This window comes from Lacinutrix sp. YIN62 (assembly GCF_057219185.1).
Window position 1 is genome coordinate 309,893 of record NZ_JBXVVH010000001.1, and the last position, 17,170, is coordinate 327,062.

19 protein-coding genes are annotated in these 17,170 nt (G+C 32.0%); 5 read left to right on the forward strand and 14 right to left on the reverse strand.

Translation table 11 applies throughout. The annotated features are described in order from the left end of the window. Positions 1–36: 36 nt before the first annotated feature. Both AC2D8I_RS01330 and AC2D8I_RS01335 read right to left on the reverse strand, forming a co-directional pair. Positions 37–318, reverse strand: coding sequence for a DUF3817 domain-containing protein (locus tag AC2D8I_RS01330; RefSeq protein ID WP_484704183.1), 282 nt, complete (start codon positions 316–318; stop codon positions 37–39). A gap of 8 nt (positions 319–326) precedes the next feature. Next, on the reverse strand, positions 327–2,516 hold the full coding sequence (locus AC2D8I_RS01335; RefSeq protein ID WP_484704184.1) for a T9SS type A sorting domain-containing protein: 2,190 nt from the start codon (positions 2,514–2,516) through the stop codon (positions 327–329). Positions 2,517–2,768: 252 nt separating this feature from the next. Between AC2D8I_RS01335 and AC2D8I_RS01340 the strand changes: the two genes are divergently transcribed. Continuing rightward, positions 2,769–4,079, forward strand: a complete 1,311-nt coding sequence (locus AC2D8I_RS01340) for a DEAD/DEAH box helicase (RefSeq protein ID WP_484704185.1) — start codon at positions 2,769–2,771, stop codon at positions 4,077–4,079. A gap of 107 nt (positions 4,080–4,186) precedes the next feature. Here the strand turns inward: AC2D8I_RS01340 and AC2D8I_RS01345 are convergent, their stop codons facing one another. Then, complete coding sequence (locus AC2D8I_RS01345; RefSeq protein ID WP_484704186.1) at positions 4,187–5,020, reverse strand: universal stress protein; 834 nt, start codon at positions 5,018–5,020, stop codon at positions 4,187–4,189. 268 nt (positions 5,021–5,288) lie between these two features. On the opposite strand from AC2D8I_RS01345, the gene AC2D8I_RS01350 reads away from it, so the two are divergent. Further along, positions 5,289–5,927, forward strand: a complete 639-nt coding sequence (locus AC2D8I_RS01350) for a hypothetical protein (protein WP_484704187.1) — start codon at positions 5,289–5,291, stop codon at positions 5,925–5,927. Between the two features lie 7 nt (positions 5,928–5,934). On the opposite strand, the gene AC2D8I_RS01355 is transcribed toward AC2D8I_RS01350, so the two are convergent. From AC2D8I_RS01355 to AC2D8I_RS01380, 6 genes are all read right to left on the reverse strand, one after another. After that, positions 5,935–7,056 carry a porin gene (locus AC2D8I_RS01355; protein WP_484704188.1) on the reverse strand — a complete coding sequence of 374 codons (1,122 nt, stop codon included), beginning with the start codon at positions 7,054–7,056 and terminating at the stop codon, positions 5,935–5,937. 381 nt (positions 7,057–7,437) lie between these two features. Beyond that, the gene (locus tag AC2D8I_RS01360) at positions 7,438–8,244 is read right to left on the reverse strand and encodes a type 1 glutamine amidotransferase domain-containing protein (RefSeq protein WP_484704189.1); all 807 of its coding nucleotides are present in this window, start codon (positions 8,242–8,244) and stop codon (positions 7,438–7,440) included. A gap of 2 nt (positions 8,245–8,246) precedes the next feature. Further along, positions 8,247–9,407 carry an iron-containing alcohol dehydrogenase gene (locus AC2D8I_RS01365; protein WP_484704190.1) on the reverse strand — a complete coding sequence of 387 codons (1,161 nt, stop codon included), beginning with the start codon at positions 9,405–9,407 and terminating at the stop codon, positions 8,247–8,249. Positions 9,408–9,452: 45 nt separating this feature from the next. Next, on the reverse strand, positions 9,453–10,085 hold the full coding sequence (locus AC2D8I_RS01370) for an NAD(P)H-dependent oxidoreductase (protein ID WP_484704191.1): 633 nt from the start codon (positions 10,083–10,085) through the stop codon (positions 9,453–9,455). Positions 10,086–10,090: 5 nt separating this feature from the next. Beyond that, on the reverse strand, positions 10,091–10,762 hold the full coding sequence (locus AC2D8I_RS01375; protein ID WP_484704192.1) for an NAD(P)H-binding protein: 672 nt from the start codon (positions 10,760–10,762) through the stop codon (positions 10,091–10,093). Positions 10,763–10,767: 5 nt separating this feature from the next. Next, a complete protein-coding gene (locus AC2D8I_RS01380) occupies positions 10,768–11,349 on the reverse strand; it encodes a TetR/AcrR family transcriptional regulator (protein WP_484704193.1) in 582 nt (193 codons plus the stop codon). 616 nt (positions 11,350–11,965) lie between these two features. Between AC2D8I_RS01380 and AC2D8I_RS01385 the strand changes: the two genes are divergently transcribed. Further along, positions 11,966–12,766, forward strand: coding sequence for a hypothetical protein (locus AC2D8I_RS01385; protein ID WP_484704194.1), 801 nt, complete (start codon positions 11,966–11,968; stop codon positions 12,764–12,766). 210 nt (positions 12,767–12,976) lie between these two features. Here the strand turns inward: AC2D8I_RS01385 and AC2D8I_RS01390 are convergent, their stop codons facing one another. Further along, positions 12,977–13,201, reverse strand: coding sequence for a SymE family type I addiction module toxin (locus AC2D8I_RS01390; protein WP_484704195.1), 225 nt, complete (start codon positions 13,199–13,201; stop codon positions 12,977–12,979). Positions 13,202–13,338: 137 nt separating this feature from the next. On the opposite strand from AC2D8I_RS01390, the gene AC2D8I_RS01395 reads away from it, so the two are divergent. Then, positions 13,339–13,548 (forward strand): helix-turn-helix transcriptional regulator, encoded by a 210-nt coding sequence (locus tag AC2D8I_RS01395; protein WP_484704196.1) that lies wholly within the window; start codon positions 13,339–13,341, stop codon positions 13,546–13,548. 2 nt (positions 13,549–13,550) lie between these two features. Here AC2D8I_RS01395 and AC2D8I_RS01400 read toward each other — a convergent pair whose 3' ends face one another. Next, positions 13,551–13,880 carry a hypothetical protein gene (locus AC2D8I_RS01400; RefSeq protein WP_484704197.1) on the reverse strand — a complete coding sequence of 110 codons (330 nt, stop codon included), beginning with the start codon at positions 13,878–13,880 and terminating at the stop codon, positions 13,551–13,553. An 86-nt stretch (positions 13,881–13,966) separates the two neighbouring features. Here AC2D8I_RS01400 and AC2D8I_RS01405 point away from each other — a divergent pair, with 86 nt between their 5' ends. Beyond that, complete coding sequence (locus AC2D8I_RS01405; RefSeq protein WP_484704198.1) at positions 13,967–14,122, forward strand: hypothetical protein; 156 nt, start codon at positions 13,967–13,969, stop codon at positions 14,120–14,122. Between the two features lie 115 nt (positions 14,123–14,237). Here the strand turns inward: AC2D8I_RS01405 and AC2D8I_RS01410 are convergent, their stop codons facing one another. The 3 genes from AC2D8I_RS01410 to AC2D8I_RS01420 form a co-directional block, all read right to left on the reverse strand. Then, positions 14,238–15,176, reverse strand: coding sequence for an ExbD/TolR family protein (locus tag AC2D8I_RS01410; protein WP_484704199.1), 939 nt, complete (start codon positions 15,174–15,176; stop codon positions 14,238–14,240). A 313-nt stretch (positions 15,177–15,489) separates the two neighbouring features. Then, positions 15,490–15,984, reverse strand: coding sequence for a hypothetical protein (locus tag AC2D8I_RS01415; protein ID WP_484704200.1), 495 nt, complete (start codon positions 15,982–15,984; stop codon positions 15,490–15,492). A gap of 569 nt (positions 15,985–16,553) precedes the next feature. After that, complete coding sequence (locus AC2D8I_RS01420; protein WP_484704201.1) at positions 16,554–16,985, reverse strand: hypothetical protein; 432 nt, start codon at positions 16,983–16,985, stop codon at positions 16,554–16,556. Between the last annotated feature and the right edge of the window lie 185 nt (positions 16,986–17,170).

The window sequence follows — 17,170 nt, forward strand, 5'->3', positions numbered from 1 at the left end:
TTATATAACAAAGCACATTATAATGTAGTATTCTTTTTATTGCAGCGGTTTCAAATATTTCTTGTCAACATAAAATGTTCCAAATGGAATTAATGATGCTGCTAAAACAATCAAAAATGTTTGCGCATTCCATTTATAAGTGGCACGAAGAAGAATTGCTAACGCAACATATGCTACAAATAATAGGCCGTGAGGCATTCCAAGCATTTTTACATATTGAGGATCATTATTTAAATATTTTATAGGAGTTGCAATAAATAATAAAAGAATATAAGAAACACCTTCTAGAAAGGCAATGATTCGAAAAATATTAAGCATTCTTGATTTTAATTTTTAATTATTTTTTTTACAGCAAATTCTTCGCCAGTTAAAGAGGACAATTTAGCAAAATAAACACCAGGAGCCAAAGCGTTAACTGTTAATTTGTGTTTAGAATTTACGTTACGCTCCAATACTAAAGTCCCAGTCATACTATATAATTTTATATTTAGAGGTTTATTACTATTATAATTTACAGTTAATTCATCACTAAATGGAATAGGATATAATGCAATACTATTTTTTATAGCGATTGACTCGGTAGACAATGAGGTATCTTCATTAAAGTATAGTTTAGCCAATTCAAATGATTCAACACCAATTTGGGCTCCAATTTGTCTTCCTTTAATATCATCAATCGGAGGATGAATTCCGCCCCAAATGCGAGATAAACTAGTCTGATCTGATGCATCTCTATAGGTTGCCCATTGTAAAGTAAAACTTTCTGAGGGACCGTCTTCAAACACTAGGAATTCGTTTGCTGCTACATCAAAAGTTCCCATTCCACCAGGAAAAAACGCGTCACCAGTTAATAATGTTAATGTTTCGGCAGCAGCTCTAGAGAAAGTAGAGTGCCCAGACAAGTATCCTGCAAAAGGAGGTGTTACAAATGTCCCACGTTGGTATGACCACCAATGTGTACCTAATATCCAATCTACACCAGCAACGTCTGTTTCTGGGTTAGAAATAAAATCAGGCCCTTTCCATGCAAATATTTTTATTTTACCTACATTTTCATTGCTAGCTCCAGCTAAAGGATCTCCAGAAGCTATAAGCTCTATTTTACCGGGTATAAGCGGTAAGCCATGGGGATCAAAACTAGGTAAAGTATTATCTGTACTCTGACCTTTTCCTGCCATATAACGAATTGCAGAAATTGGTCTAATGTAATTATAATACCCTTTTATACCCCAAGTTGCTACCGCAGAGTCATGCATTGCCGCCCCTAAGGCTAAGTAGGCTTTTGCATCCCATTCTAAATCACTAAGAAGCGGTCCAACACCTTCTATTTTTTTAACTGTTAAAGGGTGGTCACTAACATAGTTTAATAGGGTAAACCAATGTCCTGGAGGTGTTTCTGAATCTGGACCATCAGCCCAAAATTCGGCAAGTACTCTTGCATAGTCTGCACGTTTTACCATTTGCGGCGTGTATGGCGTGTTTGTAATAGGGTTTAAAGCGCGGCCTGTACTTGCATCGCCGCCATTATGAAAATTATAAAATGCTTGGTATTCTGAGAACGTTTCTGGGTAATTTTCAATATCAAAATTTCCTATAGAAGCTGGAGAGATATCGATTTCTGTTGGATCATTAGGGTCCATATGAGAAGACCATGAGGCGACCAGTGCAAAATGCCATTTATAAGGATCGTTAATACCGTTTGTAGTAGAATTTTGAATATAAACAGGAGCTCCAGGGTTTTTGTAAACATAGCAATCAAACCCATTGTTTAATATTTCTAAGTCATTAGCATTTAAACAAAAAGGGGTTACTTCACCCCATTCTGGACTTAAAAATGGAGGTGTGCCAAGTGGTAATGGATTACCACTTTGATCAATAAAAACATCAAAAGCTAAAGGTTGCCACGCATTAGGGTCATTTAAAGGGTTTTCATCAGAATAGATATCCAATATCATAGGTTCGTTGGATGTTGTATAAAACTGATTAGCATAATCATTAATCTCATTAGCGTTATCTTGCAATCCAAAAGCAATCATTTGTTCTGCTAAATAATTTCCTAAAGCAGCATAAGAATTTGTAGTGTAATCGGTACTGACGATAGATACATCATAACCATAATTTGTAAAAAGGTTATTAAAGGCCTCTAAACTAGCAACATTTCCAGGGGAATTAGCAAAGCGATGATTTAATAATCGAAACATGGCATAACTAATAATTTCATGTCTTGCAGCATCAATATCTGTTGGGGTTGCTATTCCTGTGAAATTACAGGAATAACCGCCAAAATTCTTTCCCAAAAAAACGGTTTCTGCATTATCATTAAAAATAGCCCAAGCATCATACATAATGACACTAGAATGAAATAAATTTCGAGCATGCACAGTAGGTCTGGCATAATCGGTTCGTATGGCTTCTAATAATTGTTCATTCCACGCTCTTGCAACAGATTGTTGTGCTCTAGTGGTATAAAAAATTGAACAAAATAAAATAAAAAATAAAAGTGTCGTTTTTTTCATGGATATGATATTCAAGTTAGATTGTAAACTTAATAAAAAAGGAAATATAATGCAGTAAGTATATTTTTTAGTTTTTTGGAAATCACTTAATTATAATAACTATTAATAACAGAATAGTCCTTTTGTTTGTATTCGTATAGATCTTGAATAAACCAACTGTTTTTTTCTTAGGAAGCTATTTGTATATAATAGCCTATAATGTTTTTCTTAAAATACAATCTAACTCTATAAACGAAATAGTATTTTTGTATTATGTCAAAATCCAACCAATTACAACAGCAAATATTAAATAAATTAGGAATACAGGAGCTTAACCCTATGCAAGAAGAAGCTTATTTAGCTATTTCTTCTGTAAGCAATGTTGTATTATTATCGCCAACAGGAACAGGTAAAACAGTGGCTTTTTTATTGCCTGTATTAAAAGAATTAGATTCAAATTTAAAATCAATTCAGGTATTAATATTGGTCCCTTCTCGGGAATTAGCGATTCAAATAGAGCAAGTTATTAGAACAATGGGATCGGGTTTAAAAACGAATGCTGTTTATGGCGGACGTCCTTTTTCTAAAGATAAGATTGAATTGAGTCATCCTCCTGCTATTTTAATAGGAACTCCAGGTCGTGTAGCCGACCATTTGCGCCGTGAAACTATTAGTTCAACCAATATAAAAACATTAGTTTTAGATGAATTTGATAAATCATTAGAGGTTGGATTTGAATCGGAAATGAGTGAGATCATCGCTTTTTTACCGCAAATAAAAAAACGCATACTTACATCGGCTACTCAAGATATGGAAATCCCGCATTTTGTGGGATTAAAAGACGAATTGGTTATTGATTATTTAGGGACTGTAACCTCTCAGTTACAAGTAAAAAAAGTGATATCTCCAGTAAAGAATAAACTTCAAACTTTAGTTGATTTATTGTCTCATATTGGAAATGAACCGGGGATTATTTTCTGTAATTTTAAAGATACCATAGCTTATATTAGTGATTTTTTATTGGAAAATAATATCGCACATGGGTGCTTTCATGGTGGGTTAGAACAAATAGAGCGGGAGCGTGCTTTAATAAAGTTTCGAAATGGTACACATCAAATTATTGTTGCAACAGATTTAGCGGCTAGGGGACTGGACATTCCTGAATTGAAATATATTATACATTATCAATTACCATTAAAGGCACAAGAATTCACCCATAGAAATGGTAGAACTGCAAGAATGAATAGTGAAGGTACGGCTTATGTATTACAGTGGGAAAATGAGTATTTACCGGAGTTTATAGCATCTGATGTGATCGTAAAGCTAGAAGAGAAATCTAGCCCTGAGCCTACAAATTGGGAAACATTGTTTATTTCTGGGGGACGAAAAGATAAAATCTCAAAAGGCGATATTGCGGGGCTTTTTTTTAAACAAGGAGAATTAAATAAACAGGAATTAGGCCTTATAGAGCTTAAACACGATTGTGCTTTTGTTGCTGTGCCCAAATATAAGGTAGCGGCTATTATTTTAAAAACTAATAATAGCAGGCTCAAGAAGAAAAAAGTACGTGTTACTGTTGTTTAAATAAAACTGAGAAGCCCTGTTGTTATCACTAATTTTAGGGGAGAACCTAGTAGATATAATTAAACCGAGGGGATTATAAATAATTCACCTCGGTTTTGTATGTTATATTACATTTTAAAAGTTAATACCGGTAAATTAGAATGATTTACCACGTCTTCGGAAATGCTTCCACCAAAGAAATGGCTTAAGCCTTTTCTACCATGAGTAGTCATTGCAATGACGTTAGCACCTATTTTATTAGAATGATTTAAGATGCCGTCTTCAATGGAGTAATCTGCTACAAAACTAATTTTATCTGTGCATTCTGGGGTTTCTGCTTTAGTTAAAAAATGCTGTACTTTTTCCTCAATTTCTTGGGTACTTCTAAATTTATTTACACTTGGGGTGTTTACATGCAATAGTGATGTATTACTTTTTAGTTCATTTAATAGATTAACAGCTTTTTTATAGGCAGGAATACTTTCTTCAGAAAAATCTGTAGCTAATACTGCATTAGTAAACTCAATATTTGTATTCTGTCCTTTAATAACAAGTACAGGAGTTTCACTATAACGCACTACTTTTTCGGTATTGGAACCTGTAAAAATACCATCGTGATTACTATGACCACGCGATCCCATTACAATTAAATCGGCACCTTCATTTTTTGCAATTTCATCAACTTCTTTTAATACTTTATGGTGTTTAATCATAGGAACAACATCTAAATCTTTTAAATAATCTTTATCTAAAAACGTTTCAAACTTCTTATTTGCAGAGGCTAACATGAATAACATTTCATTTTGCCTGTCAGAATCTGAGGTAGAAATAAAGGATTCTGATAATTCAAGCATATTCATTACTATAAGTTGAGAATTATGTTTTTTAGCTAAATTAGCTGCTGTTTCTAGGGCATATTCAGAATGTTTAGAAAAGTCTACAGGTATTATTATTTTTTTCATGTGAATTGTTGATTTGTTTTAGTGCTTCCAATTTACAAATAAAATAAGTAACTATTTATTTTTTCATTTAGAACGGGTTTAAACTATTTGTAATGACGCTACTCTTTTTTATTATAAAATAAAAACGAAAGGGTGTAAATACAGGTTACTTGTCGTAAAATGAGTGCATTACAATTTATGTTGTTCTTGTATTTGTATTATATAATGAGTATCTTTAATAGTAAACTGTGCCTTTTTAGGCTTTATTGAATAATTTAAGCTTGTAATTATGATTAACAAAGACGTTTTAATGCTGATTATATTATTTGTTGTGATGGGATGTGCTCCAACATTATCATCTAGTTTTATAAGAGATAATTACGTTGATAATACCTATAAAAAGATTGCTGTTGTTGGTATTAGTAATAATCTAAATTCTAGATTGACTTTTGAGAAAGAAGCTGTTAATTTATTTAAGGACAAAGGTATTAATGCTATTGAAGGGATTAATATATTTCCTCAGAATATGCCTAAAGAAGTACGAAAGCCAGAGAATTTAATTGATATTATTAACGCAAATCAATTAGATGGGATTATTACAATAAGTCTAGTTGATATAAAAGATGGATATAGATATGAACCTGGAAACGCTTATATTGTGCATTCTGGTTATTATAGGGTAGGGCGGCATATTTCTAGTCGCTACGTAACTGTTAACGACCCGGGTTATTATGAGCCCACTCGATCTTATGTTATTGAAGCCATTTTATATAATTTAAAAGGCGACTTAAAAGCGGGGCAAGATACTTGGGTTTGGACTGGAGAATCTGCGCTAACAGATCCGTTTTCTTTGCAAGCATCGGCTAAAACTTTTTGTAAACGAATGGTTAATAAAATTGTAAAGGATAGTATTATAATACAGAGGTAATTAGTTTTTAAAAAGTAAATTGAATGCCTATACCATAAATACTTTGGTTGTTGCTTTCTCCAATATTATTTTCACTAAAATCTTGTTTTGTACTGGCAAAAATATAACTTGATTTTTTAAAGGAGTATCCTACTTCTATAACCCCGAATTTTGTATCAAATTCTCCTAAATCTTGGTCTGAATTAGGTTCTACATAGCTAAAACCGCTTGCAAGATGCCATCTTTGATTTTTTGAAAACTTATAGCTTGAGAAAAACTCGACACCTATACAATCGTAAAATAGGTCTTCGGTTTTAAAATGATTATTAAATATGCCATAAGATGCGGCAACTCGTAATCTGTTTTTAGCATATGATAGTGCGGTAATAAAGGCTTCATCATTTTTTTGGGTTTGTTTTGATGTGGGTTCTATAACACCATCATTTACTTTATTATAGCCTACGCCAATTGCAAATCCTTTAATTTTATAATTTATACCATAGCCATAGGAATCTATATTTTCACTGTTTTCAGAAATATTACGTACTTGTATTTGTGTGCCGATGCTAAGGCCCTTTTTTTTGTAGTTTAATTGCAATACTTGATTTGCTCTACCTGTTCCAGAAACACCGCCATCTGAAACGGGCCAAACCCCCAGAGCGACCCCTCCAAAAGCTAAAAAATAATCGACTTCGCTAGCTGCAAGATTATAATAGACAGAATTGTTTTTTCCAAAGATAAGATTGAACTCCTTATAAGAAACCCCTGCATAACCTATTCGTGTAAAGATAGCATCTCCAACTTGTACAACACCTTCTTTAGCATCAATAGCAAATGACACGGTATCGTCTCTAGAAACAAGATTCAATCCAAATTCTGCACATCCAATGACATTGAAATTATCGGTTTTATTTTCAGAGAGGGCATGTTTAATTTTTACTCCTACACGTGGGGCATTATTAGAAACGCCTATTTCTCCTTTTTCTACAAAACCAACAGCAAGCCTTATACTTCCGTAAGGTGTAACTCGTGATGCAATTTCATCTATCCAATTTGTTTGTGAGACTTGCGCATTTGCATTTAGAGTAAAACAAAAAACGACTAACACCAGTTCCTTTTTAAAAAAATGCGTAATTAATTTATGATACATTGGCTTTAAAATTAATAAGTAAGATATAAGAACTATTCTGTAATAAATGGCGGTAAATTATTACGTTACAGATAATCTTGTAAAACTACAACACAATAATTATTGTAAATCAATACATAAACATTAAGTATAGGGAGAGAGACAAAATGCTTAAATAGCAATTGCTAATACTAATATAGTTTTTTTGTGGTTTAAAATTTATATTTGGCTTATATTTTTTTTTAAATCACTTTGTAACAGCATTATATTAGTATTAAAATATTTTCTGTGCGGTTATAAAAAAGGGAGGCGTGCTTGTGTTTATTAATAAAAATAGAGTATAAAAAAGGCCATAATTATAAATTATGACCGTTATCTATTTAAATTTAGAACGTTACAGTATTATTTTAAACTTTCTAATAATTTTTCGGCTACTAATTGCGACGAGGCTGGATTTTGTCCTGTAATTAAGTTTCCATCTTGAATGGCGTAAGCTTGCCAATCTTCTTTTTTAGAGTAAATTCCTCCATTTTCATTTAACATGTCCTCAACTAAAAAGGGAACAACGTTTGTAAGTCCAACGGCAGCTTCTTCTGTATTTGAAAATCCTGTTACTTTTTTCCCGCTTACTAAAGGCGTCTGATCTGGCATTTTTACATTTTTTAAAGCAGCAGGCGCATGACATACAAAGGCAACTGGTTTTTCTTGAGCGTTAAACGTTTCTATAAGAGTAATCGACGTTTTGTCGGTTGCTAAATCCCATAAAGGGCCATGTCCTCCAGGGTAAAATACTGCATCAAAATCTTCTGGATTTATCGTTGCTAATACTTCGGTATTAGCAATTTTTGCTTTTGCTACGGCATCATTATTAAAACGTTCTGTATCTTTTGTTGCTGCATCTGGAGCATCGCTATTAGGGTCTATTGGTGCCGCACCACCTTTTGGTGTTGCAATGGTAATGGTTGCGCCTTTATCTAACAAAGTGTAATATGGGTTTGCAAATTCTTCTACCCAAAACCCAGTTTTTTTCCCTGTATCTCCTAGTTTGTCATGTGAGGTTATTACAAATAATATTTTCATGTCTTTTTTTATTTTTGATTTTGTTTCTTCTTTTAAAATAGGTTTCGTAGGGGATTCCTTTTTTTTCTCTTTACAGCTTGAGACTGCAATGAATACCAGTATTAATATTATGGATTGTATTCCTTTCATTATTAGTAGGCCATTTTTACAATTGCTTCAACTTTTTCAGGGGATAATGTTTGGTGTTCTCCTAATGCTAACCAGCCACGATCTTTAAAGCGTTTTGATATTTCCTCGGCAGTTCCATCATAATCCTTAGTGTAATCAGATAATTTAGTATGGATCTCTAAGGTATTAAAAAAGTGTTCTGTTTTTTCGATGGCCGCATTGGCTTTTTCATCGATACTCCCTTCTGTAATATTCCAAACGCGTTCGCCATATTGTGCTAGTTTTTCTTTTTTAGCTTCAAAATTAAATTTATAATGACTTGGTGCTATAATTGCTAAAGTACGCGCATGATCGATACCAAATAAGGCTGTTAGTTCGTGTCCGATTGCATGTACAGCCCAATCTGTAGGAACGCCTTTTTGAATTAATCCATTTAAAGCCATTGTACAACTCCACATAAAATTTGATGCTGCTTTATAATCTGTAGCGTCTTTTAATATTTTAGGAGCTATCTCTACAAGTGTTTGTAAAATACTCTCAGCAAATCGGTCTTGTAGTAAGGCGCCTATGGGGTAGGTCATGTATTGCTCTAAAACATGAGTAAAAGCATCTGTTAATCCATTTGCTAACTGTCGTTTCGGAATAGAGGTAATAACTTGTGGGTCTAATATAGAAAACTCTGGAAATAAACCTGGCCCTCCCATTGCTAACTTTTCTTTAGTCTCTTTTCTGGTAATAACAGCACCAGAATTCATTTCCGAGCCTGTTGCTGGTAAAGTTAAAACAGTACCAAAAGGCATGCCTTTTTCGGTTCTAATATTATGGGTTAGAATATCCCAGGGCGTCTTTCCATTAAATAATGCTGCTGCAGATAAAAACTTAGTCCCATCAATTACAGAACCACCACCAACGGCTAATAGATAAGTTATTTTTTCTTCTTTAATAACTTTTAGGGCTTCCATTAAAATAGAATATTCTGGATTGGCAGGGATGCCTCCAAATTCTACAATATCTACTTTAGAGAGTGCTGTTTTTACTTGATTGTAAATTCCATTTTTTTTAATACTTCCACCGCCATAGAGTAATAATATTTTGGCGTTATTAGGGATCTCATTTTCTAATTTTTCTATGGTTCCCTTTCCAAAAATTATTTTTGTAGGGTTTTTAAATTCAAAATTGTTCATCTTCTTTCGCTTTTTTAAGGTTGTTTTTACTTACTAAATGGTAGGTTATTCAATTACTGTTACTAACTCTTCCATAGGTTTTCTTACTTTTACTAAGTTTACTAACCAGTCTTTATCTTCTTGTCTGTATCCTATTGGCAGTAATACAGCACTTCGTAAGCCTTTTTCGCGTAAGCCTAAGATTTTATCTACTGCATCGGGTTCGAAACCTTCGATAGGTGTTGTATCTACGCCTTCAAAAGCAGCTGCGTTTATAGCATTTGTAAATGCAATATATGCTTGCTTTGAAGCGTGATTAAAATTCTCTTCGGCATCTTTTTGTGGGTATATATTTAATAACATCTGGCGGTAATTTTCCCAACCTTCATTTTTAAACCCACGTATTTCATTTGTTAAATCGAACATATAGTTAATCCTTTCTGCTGTATAGGTATCCCAAGCTGCAAAAACAAGTAGGTGAGAGCAATCTGTAATTACAGATTGATTCCAGGCAACTGGTTTTATTTGTTCCTTAATGTTTTGGTTTTTAATTACAAAAATTTCAAAAGGTTGTAATCCGCTTGATGTAGGCGCTAAACGTGCAGCTTCTAATATGCGTTCAATTTTTTCTTCGGCTACTTTTTCACCATTCATGGCTTTTGCAGCATATCTCCAGTTTAATTTATCTAATAATTCCATTTAATTTAATTTATTTTATTTTTTGAAATTTCTTTAATTTTGTTTGAAGTTATAATAACTTCTTTTGTATTGGTGCTATTTGCTAGATTGAGCATTGCTTGCGCGATAGTTTTAGCTTTAATTAGTTTGTATTTTTTTAATCGTCCAATAAGGAGTGGCTCAATGAGTTGAAATAGTACTAAGCCTATAGTTTCTATTTTTCTAAAATTCTTACGTTTTCCTTTAATAATGGAGGGTCTTAGTATAATGGTACGCTTTATATGCTGTTGTAAAACGCTGCATTCCATTTCGCCTTTTGTACGGTTATAAAAAATACGGCTTTTTTTATTAGCTCCTATTGCAGAGATTACTATAAATACCTTAATATTATTTTCTTTTGAAAGTTTTGCTGCTGCTAAGGGAATCCCGTGATCTATTTGTTTATAAAGTGTTTTATTAGGGGTTTTCTTTTTTGTGGTGCCTATACAACAAAAAACGTGGTCTGCTTTAAAATCGGTTTTAAATTGCTCTAATTCTAGCAGATTGCCTGTAAACTGTTCTACTTTTTGCGGCAGCCCTTTTATTTTAGTGCGGGAAAATAATTTGATGGCATCATAATTATTATTCTTAATTAGTTTTTCAAGTAATATATGACCTGTTAATCCTGTGGCTCCTAATATAATCGCTGTTTTTTTCATAGTATTTAGGATACTTTAATACTATTCCAAGCGGCTTGATAGGCTTGTTCTATATGAGTTTTATCTAATTCAAAAGCACCTCTTTTATTGGAGGTTATTAGGAAAGACAATGGGTGTATGGTATAGGCATATAGTAAAAAATCTGAAATGGGTGTAATAACGCCTTCTTTTTTACCTCTATCCCAAAGATCTAATAGTGGCTGAAAGTGTTTTATACCTTCTTGTATGCTCGGTTCGTCTATCATTGGGGTATTGTCGCATTGTGCTAAAAACATTGCTTTTTCGCATTCGTTAAGTTTAAAATCGGCTATGCGTTTCCAAATGATCTCAAATCCTTTTTCGACAGACATGCTTTCGTTATAATTTGAAAAGACATGTTTAGTATAGGCTGTTTTTAATTCAAGGTATGTTTTATTTGCCAAGTCTTGTTTGTTATTAAAATACAAATAAATAGTAGCGGGGGAGACGTTTGCCATTTTAGCAATTTTACTCATAGGTGCTGCATGGAAGCCATTATTATTAACTAATTCTATGGTTGCATTTATTAGTGCGTTACGTTTGTCTATGCTTTTTTGAAGCTTTGCCATTTTAGTTTTAATTATAATACAAAGATATATTAAAAATGAATGTTCATTCTTTTTTTAACAGAACTTTAATTTGAAAATAAAATTTAATAAATCTATAGTTGTTAGGTGTTTATATGAAAGTAATAGTGGGGTTTTATACTAAAAGTGTTTTCCTCTTTTATTTACAAGCTTTTTAAAGCGGATTGAATGGTCTAGGATTTATTCTGGGATAGCAAGTAAAAATAGGTGTGAATTGCAGTCTTTAAACTGATGTTTTTAGAGTGAAATAATATGAAGGGGTATGGGGCTAGTTTCTATTTTTTATTCTAAAGGTTAACTAACCGCAACTATATAGGGCTTTAATAGGGAGTATCTATGAAGTAAAGGGGGCTAGTTATGCTCTTTTTTTATATAAAATTTAACTTTTAACCTGTAATTTATGGCATGTAGTTTGATTATCATTTATCACACACACATCTTTCCTACAAGTACCTTAACGTTTTTCAAAAAGGCCATTTTGATTATTAGAGCTTTCTTAATTGAAAACTCTTAATTAACAGGTTCTCGGATCGTTCGAGATCTTAATATTGTTTAATCCGAGCTTAATTATTATTTAAGTTCACAAATTTTAGAAATTATGGCAAAACAAAAAGGATTTATTAAATTAAAGGGTAGCTTGGGAGGACTTACTTTTTATAATAAGAATGGGGATGATTTAATTAGAACGACTGGTGGCGTAGATAAAAACAGGATTGAAAAAGACCCTGCTTTTAAGCGTACTCGCGAAAACATGAATGAGTTTGGGGCTTCTGCAACTGTAGGGAAGGCTTTTAGGCAAGGGTATGCAAACATTATTAAAACAATGAGTGACAGTACTATTACAGGACGACTTACGGCAGTTATGAAACGTATCAATTCTGTAGGTACTGGGGATCGTGGGCAACGTGCGTTTGAAATACTTGCTAATAAGGCTCTATTGGAGGGTTTTGATTTTAACAAAACAACTCCTTTTGATGCTGTTTTTTATGCTCCTTATGCTGCTCCTGCTTTAGATGTTAATAGAAGTATTGCGACTTGGACAATTCCCGATTTTGATGCTTCTAATTATATAACTGTTCCAGATGGGGCTACTCATTTTAAATTAATACTGGCTTCTACTGTTTTAAGTGATTATATATTTAATCCCGTTTTAAAAAAGTATGTGGCTGCCCATAGTGAGGAGAATGAGACTAATGGTATTGCTTTTAGTGCAGAAATTCCCATTGCTGGTATGGTTGGTACAGAAACTGTTTTAACTGTAGATTTAGGTTTTACAGAGGCGTTACCTGATACTGTTGCGGTTATTAATGCTATTGGTATTGTTTTTTATCAAGAGACAAATACGTTGTTTTATGAGTTGGCTAGCGCTAATGCTATGACAATAGCTAGTATTGGCTAGGGTTATGTGAACTTCATTTTTTACTTCACGCAAAATAGGGTGCGGTAAAAAAATAACAATAAAAGGCTTGTAGGAAGTGCCTTTGTGTGGCAAAAGCAATCTTAAATTTATTTAGGGTTGCTTTTGAGGTTGTGTATATATTAAAATAAATATTAACTTTTAAGAACTAGGCTAGTGTTTTTTATAGGAGACGGTGTTGGCTGTAGTTTTTTATTCTTTAGATTCATTTTCTTTTTGTAAGGTAATAGTTATTTTCTTTTTTTTATGGCTTACAATAACAAATTGCTCACAATTAAATCCTATTTCTTTAAGCCATTTTCCACTTAATTTTATTTCTGGAAAGGTAACATACCTATTATAGCCTCTTCGGAACGCTTTAGAGGTCACTTTTAATCGTCTTTTTCCTTTTTTTGTAATTTTCTTATTTTGCGTCATGACTATTATTTATTGCTATAAAAATACAATAAATTGTATTTAAAACAAAATTAATATGCATGTGAATATAATAAATTGTGATTTTAGCACAATTTTAGAACTCTTATATTTACACCAGAAGTCAATAAATTAACATTGTGGCGAAACAAAACTTAAATAGAATTAAATCTGTTCTTGCTGAAAAGAATACTAATAATAAGGCGTTAGCAAATCATTTGGGAAAAACAGAATCTACTGTTTCAAGATGGTGTACTAATGAAGTTCAACCTTCAGTTGAAACTTTATTTGAAATTTCAAAATTTTTAAAAGTTGATATTCGGGAGTTATTGATTTCGACAATGAATTAATTTTACCAAAAATGCCACCACTTTTTTTTATTTAAGTAATTATTTATGTAGTCTTGTTCTCCTTTTAATTCTATCCAATACTTTTTGAATGATGCTTTCAACACTGGGTCGTCTTCAATATTAAGATTGGTTTTTGGATACTTTTTACCTGATGAAACTATTGATGCGCGAAATCCTCCAGTAGTTATCATTTCAATAATCCAATGAAAATCGTCATCTGTTGCTGAGAATGTTTTCTTTAGTTCAGAAATGATTTTTTCGTCGTTATGGATTCCATTAGTTTTTAGCTCAAGAACAGTATCGACTAATTTTTCTGCAATATCATCTGTCATATTCCAATTAACGCTGACGTTTAAGTATATGTGTTGTTTGGTTATAATCGTTTACGTAGCGAAAAGCGAAGATAAACTATTTCTAAATGATACATATACGTTGTGCCTGTTGCACAACTTTTACAGCAAGTGACTGGGTTATTATAACTTATAATGATACAGGTGCTGGTGACAGTCTAGCATCGATCACAAATAGGATGTGGAGCAAGTTATATAGTGTTGCACTATTGATAATTCTATAGGGATTATCAACAATTCAACACTCCAAAATCACCATTATGAGGTTATTAAAAAATAAATATTAACGTTAAAGAATTAGGCTAGTGTTTTTTATAGGATACGTTGGTGGCTACCGTTTTATTTGTAAATATTAATTTCAAAGTCAGAGTTAATTTTTTGCTTTTGTTTTTCAGTTAAGTTGTCAAATTCGTTATTATATAATTCCTTGCTTTTTAATTTGTAAAAGTTTCTTTTTGCTCTAACTAATTCGTTCTGCACAGCTATGTAATTCATATAGCTTGTTTGCGGGCTCGTTTTAATAAAAATTATATTTTCATTATCGTAATTTGAGAAGTAATCACTTGCTTTTTTTGCTAATTCATTTATTTCTAAAACTTTATTGTTCCAAGAAATATTGCTATTTGAATCAATAATTAATTCAACGCTTTTAGGATAATTTTCTTTCTTGTAAAGTACTTTTCCTTTTTGGTTTTTTGTTTTATCGTAAACCTTAATTATGTTGAAAAGTTTGTGTTTAATATAATCAAATTTGAAGGTGTTTTCATTAAAAATTGAGTCAATAGGTTGCGATTCAAAATAGCCTTCGTAATCCCCTTCATTTTTAGTCATATATTTTTTTAGCTTTCCAAAAATGGAAGTATCAAAATCTTTGTGTTTTCTTATCGCCAGAGGACAGTCTAAAACTCCATCGTATTCCAATCCATTTATGCTATCTAAAAAAGAATATTTAGATTTCATATCAATATAATCATAGTCAGTAAGTTCATGAAAAAAGTCCTCATAACTGTTTCCAGTCGAATCTTTAAGCAATTTATTTTCAATTAGACTATTTTCAAAACCTTTAATGTAATGTCTTATTGATTTTTTATTAACTGTTACATTTTCAGCATAACAATCATTGTAGATTTCATAAATACTCTTATTTCGATTTTCAGAATGATTACAGCTCATTATTACTAAACTGATGATTATATAAAAGGTGTCTCTCATAATATTGCCTAACGTTTTGGCTAAGCGGTGTTTTAATGCGCTATATATACGTTGTACCTGTTGCACAAGTTTGTTGATAAAGATAGTAAAGGGGGGGGGTAAAGCAGCCTAGTTATTGCAAAAAGACTAGTAAGAAAAATTATTTTCTCATTTTCAACGGGATGAACACATTCCGAAGCACAACTTTTACCGGCAAGTGGACGGTCTAGCATCGATCACAAATAGGATGTGGAGCAAGTTATATAGTGTTGCACTATTGATAATTCTATCGGGATTATCAATACTCCAAAATAATCATTACGAGATTATTAAAAAATAAATATTAACGTTAAAGAATTAGACTAGTGTTTTTCATAGGATGCGTTGGTGTACAACGGTTTTATCCACCATATTTTCGTTTTCTTTCTCTATTCTGTTTTCTAATTTTCTTTTTAAGTTTTCTTGAGTTTTTGGTTGAGAAATTAGTCCACGAATTTCCAATTCCTATATATACTTCTAATTCTATTGCTTGTCCATTCATTACTGACACATTCTTTTTTAAACCTTCAGTTCCTAACGCATCAAATTTTAATTCATAGGTTCCTTGGTCAATTTGAAATTCAAAAAATCCATTTTCATCAGCAGAATAGTATCCATTTTTTTTAAGGAAATCATCGCTATAAATTATCGCATCCGTGTTCGGTAAGCTATCTAATCGGTTTTTTATATAACCTCTAATAATTCCAATTTTGTTGTTTGATATTTTAACAGTTTGGATATTCGATATTTTTGAAGGAATACCTCTTTCATATAAACATATATCAGTTGTTCCGTTTTTAGATACCGAACATCCGATAAATATTATTGATAAAAAACAAATTTTAATGATTTTCACAAAGTTTTTTTTAACTGTTACACAACATTCCGACTATGGTTAGTACGGGAATTAAAAATAATAAGCTTAAGGTACTTAGCTTATTACTTTTAATTTTGTTTTATTTTTTTGTTCTAAAGCCAAATCAAAAGATTTGGCGGACTTGGTTAAAAGTTCTAAACTTTGAATTAGCACCAAGCCTCGTTTAATTATAGCCCTTTTTGGGGTGTCCATTATTTATTGAACGACAAATAATATGGGATTTTATATAATCCATTGTTAAAATATACTACTGCTTTGTCTCCAATTTCTTTACTATTATAAATATCTTTTGCAACAGAGATTTCATCAATTTTGCTTTAAGGCCCCCATTTATCAAGTTCTAAATAATAAGTTGTAGATCTTCCTGAACTTATTCGTTTATTCAAAATTTCCGTGACATATGTAATTGGTTCGGATTCATCAAATACGGCATTAGTTATGGTACAATAAGTTATTAAAACAAGCTTTTTCTATCGGTAAAAATGGGGGTTTATAACGATGAATATAGCAATGTTTTGAGGTGTCATTAATTGAGTTTTATTAGGTTTTTACTTCAGTGCTTTGTTGGTAATAGTATTTTTAATCATTATGTCGTTCAATTTTTGAGTGTCAGAATCTGAAAATTTATTTAAGTCCAGCGTAATTTTTCGTCCATCAGCTTTTATTAAAGTTAATGTTTTTTCATTCAATTCGGTTGCTTTGATTTCGTCAAATCTCAATGATTTTCCAAGAAATGATTTAATTCGTATGACAATTCCTTTATCATTCCATTGCACAGTATTCTTGTACCAAAATAATTTACTAAAATATAAAGACTGTAATAGATATCCGGTTACACTCAAATATTTATAAATTTTTGGGTTTTCAAATTCAAATGGTTCAAAAAAACCAATCAAAATAAAAATCAATGATAAAAAAAATAATATTATCCAATAATTCTTCTTTCCAAGATTGTCAAAGTGTATTTTTTTCGTTTCCATCTGCGTTCAGTTTATATTATTGACAACGTTTAAGTATATGTGTTGTTTGGTTATAGTCGTTTACGTAGCGAAAAGCGAAGATAAACTATTTCTAAATGACACTACCTATATAGCTTCAATAGGTACGCTTAACAAAGTAAAAGCCCATGGTAAAAGGCGTTTTGGATATTTTTAGACTTGTACAA

What these genes read in the sequence shown, in the direction of transcription:
- AC2D8I_RS01330 (WP_484704183.1), bottom strand. Translation starts at nt 318, where the DNA reads ATGCTTAATATTTTTCGAATCATTGCCTTTCTAGAAGGTGTTTCTTAT.
- AC2D8I_RS01335 (WP_484704184.1), bottom strand. Translation starts at nt 2,516, where the DNA reads ATGAAAAAAACGACACTTTTATTTTTTATTTTATTTTGTTCAATTTTT.
- AC2D8I_RS01340 (WP_484704185.1), top strand. Translation starts at nt 2,769, where the DNA reads ATGTCAAAATCCAACCAATTACAACAGCAAATATTAAATAAATTAGGA.
- AC2D8I_RS01345 (WP_484704186.1), bottom strand. Translation starts at nt 5,020, where the DNA reads ATGAAAAAAATAATAATACCTGTAGACTTTTCTAAACATTCTGAATAT.
- AC2D8I_RS01350 (WP_484704187.1), top strand. Translation starts at nt 5,289, where the DNA reads ATGATTAACAAAGACGTTTTAATGCTGATTATATTATTTGTTGTGATG.
- AC2D8I_RS01355 (WP_484704188.1), bottom strand. Translation starts at nt 7,056, where the DNA reads ATGTATCATAAATTAATTACGCATTTTTTTAAAAAGGAACTGGTGTTA.
- AC2D8I_RS01360 (WP_484704189.1), bottom strand. Translation starts at nt 8,244, where the DNA reads ATGAAAGGAATACAATCCATAATATTAATACTGGTATTCATTGCAGTC.
- AC2D8I_RS01365 (WP_484704190.1), bottom strand. Translation starts at nt 9,407, where the DNA reads ATGAACAATTTTGAATTTAAAAACCCTACAAAAATAATTTTTGGAAAG.
- AC2D8I_RS01370 (WP_484704191.1), bottom strand. Translation starts at nt 10,085, where the DNA reads ATGGAATTATTAGATAAATTAAACTGGAGATATGCTGCAAAAGCCATG.
- AC2D8I_RS01375 (WP_484704192.1), bottom strand. Translation starts at nt 10,762, where the DNA reads ATGAAAAAAACAGCGATTATATTAGGAGCCACAGGATTAACAGGTCAT.
- AC2D8I_RS01380 (WP_484704193.1), bottom strand. Translation starts at nt 11,349, where the DNA reads ATGGCAAAGCTTCAAAAAAGCATAGACAAACGTAACGCACTAATAAAT.
- AC2D8I_RS01385 (WP_484704194.1), top strand. Translation starts at nt 11,966, where the DNA reads ATGGCAAAACAAAAAGGATTTATTAAATTAAAGGGTAGCTTGGGAGGA.
- AC2D8I_RS01390 (WP_484704195.1), bottom strand. Translation starts at nt 13,201, where the DNA reads ATGACGCAAAATAAGAAAATTACAAAAAAAGGAAAAAGACGATTAAAA.
- AC2D8I_RS01400 (WP_484704197.1), bottom strand. Translation starts at nt 13,880, where the DNA reads ATGACAGATGATATTGCAGAAAAATTAGTCGATACTGTTCTTGAGCTA.
- AC2D8I_RS01405 (WP_484704198.1), top strand. Translation starts at nt 13,967, where the DNA reads ATGATACATATACGTTGTGCCTGTTGCACAACTTTTACAGCAAGTGAC.
- AC2D8I_RS01420 (WP_484704201.1), bottom strand. Translation starts at nt 16,985, where the DNA reads ATGGAAACGAAAAAAATACACTTTGACAATCTTGGAAAGAAGAATTAT.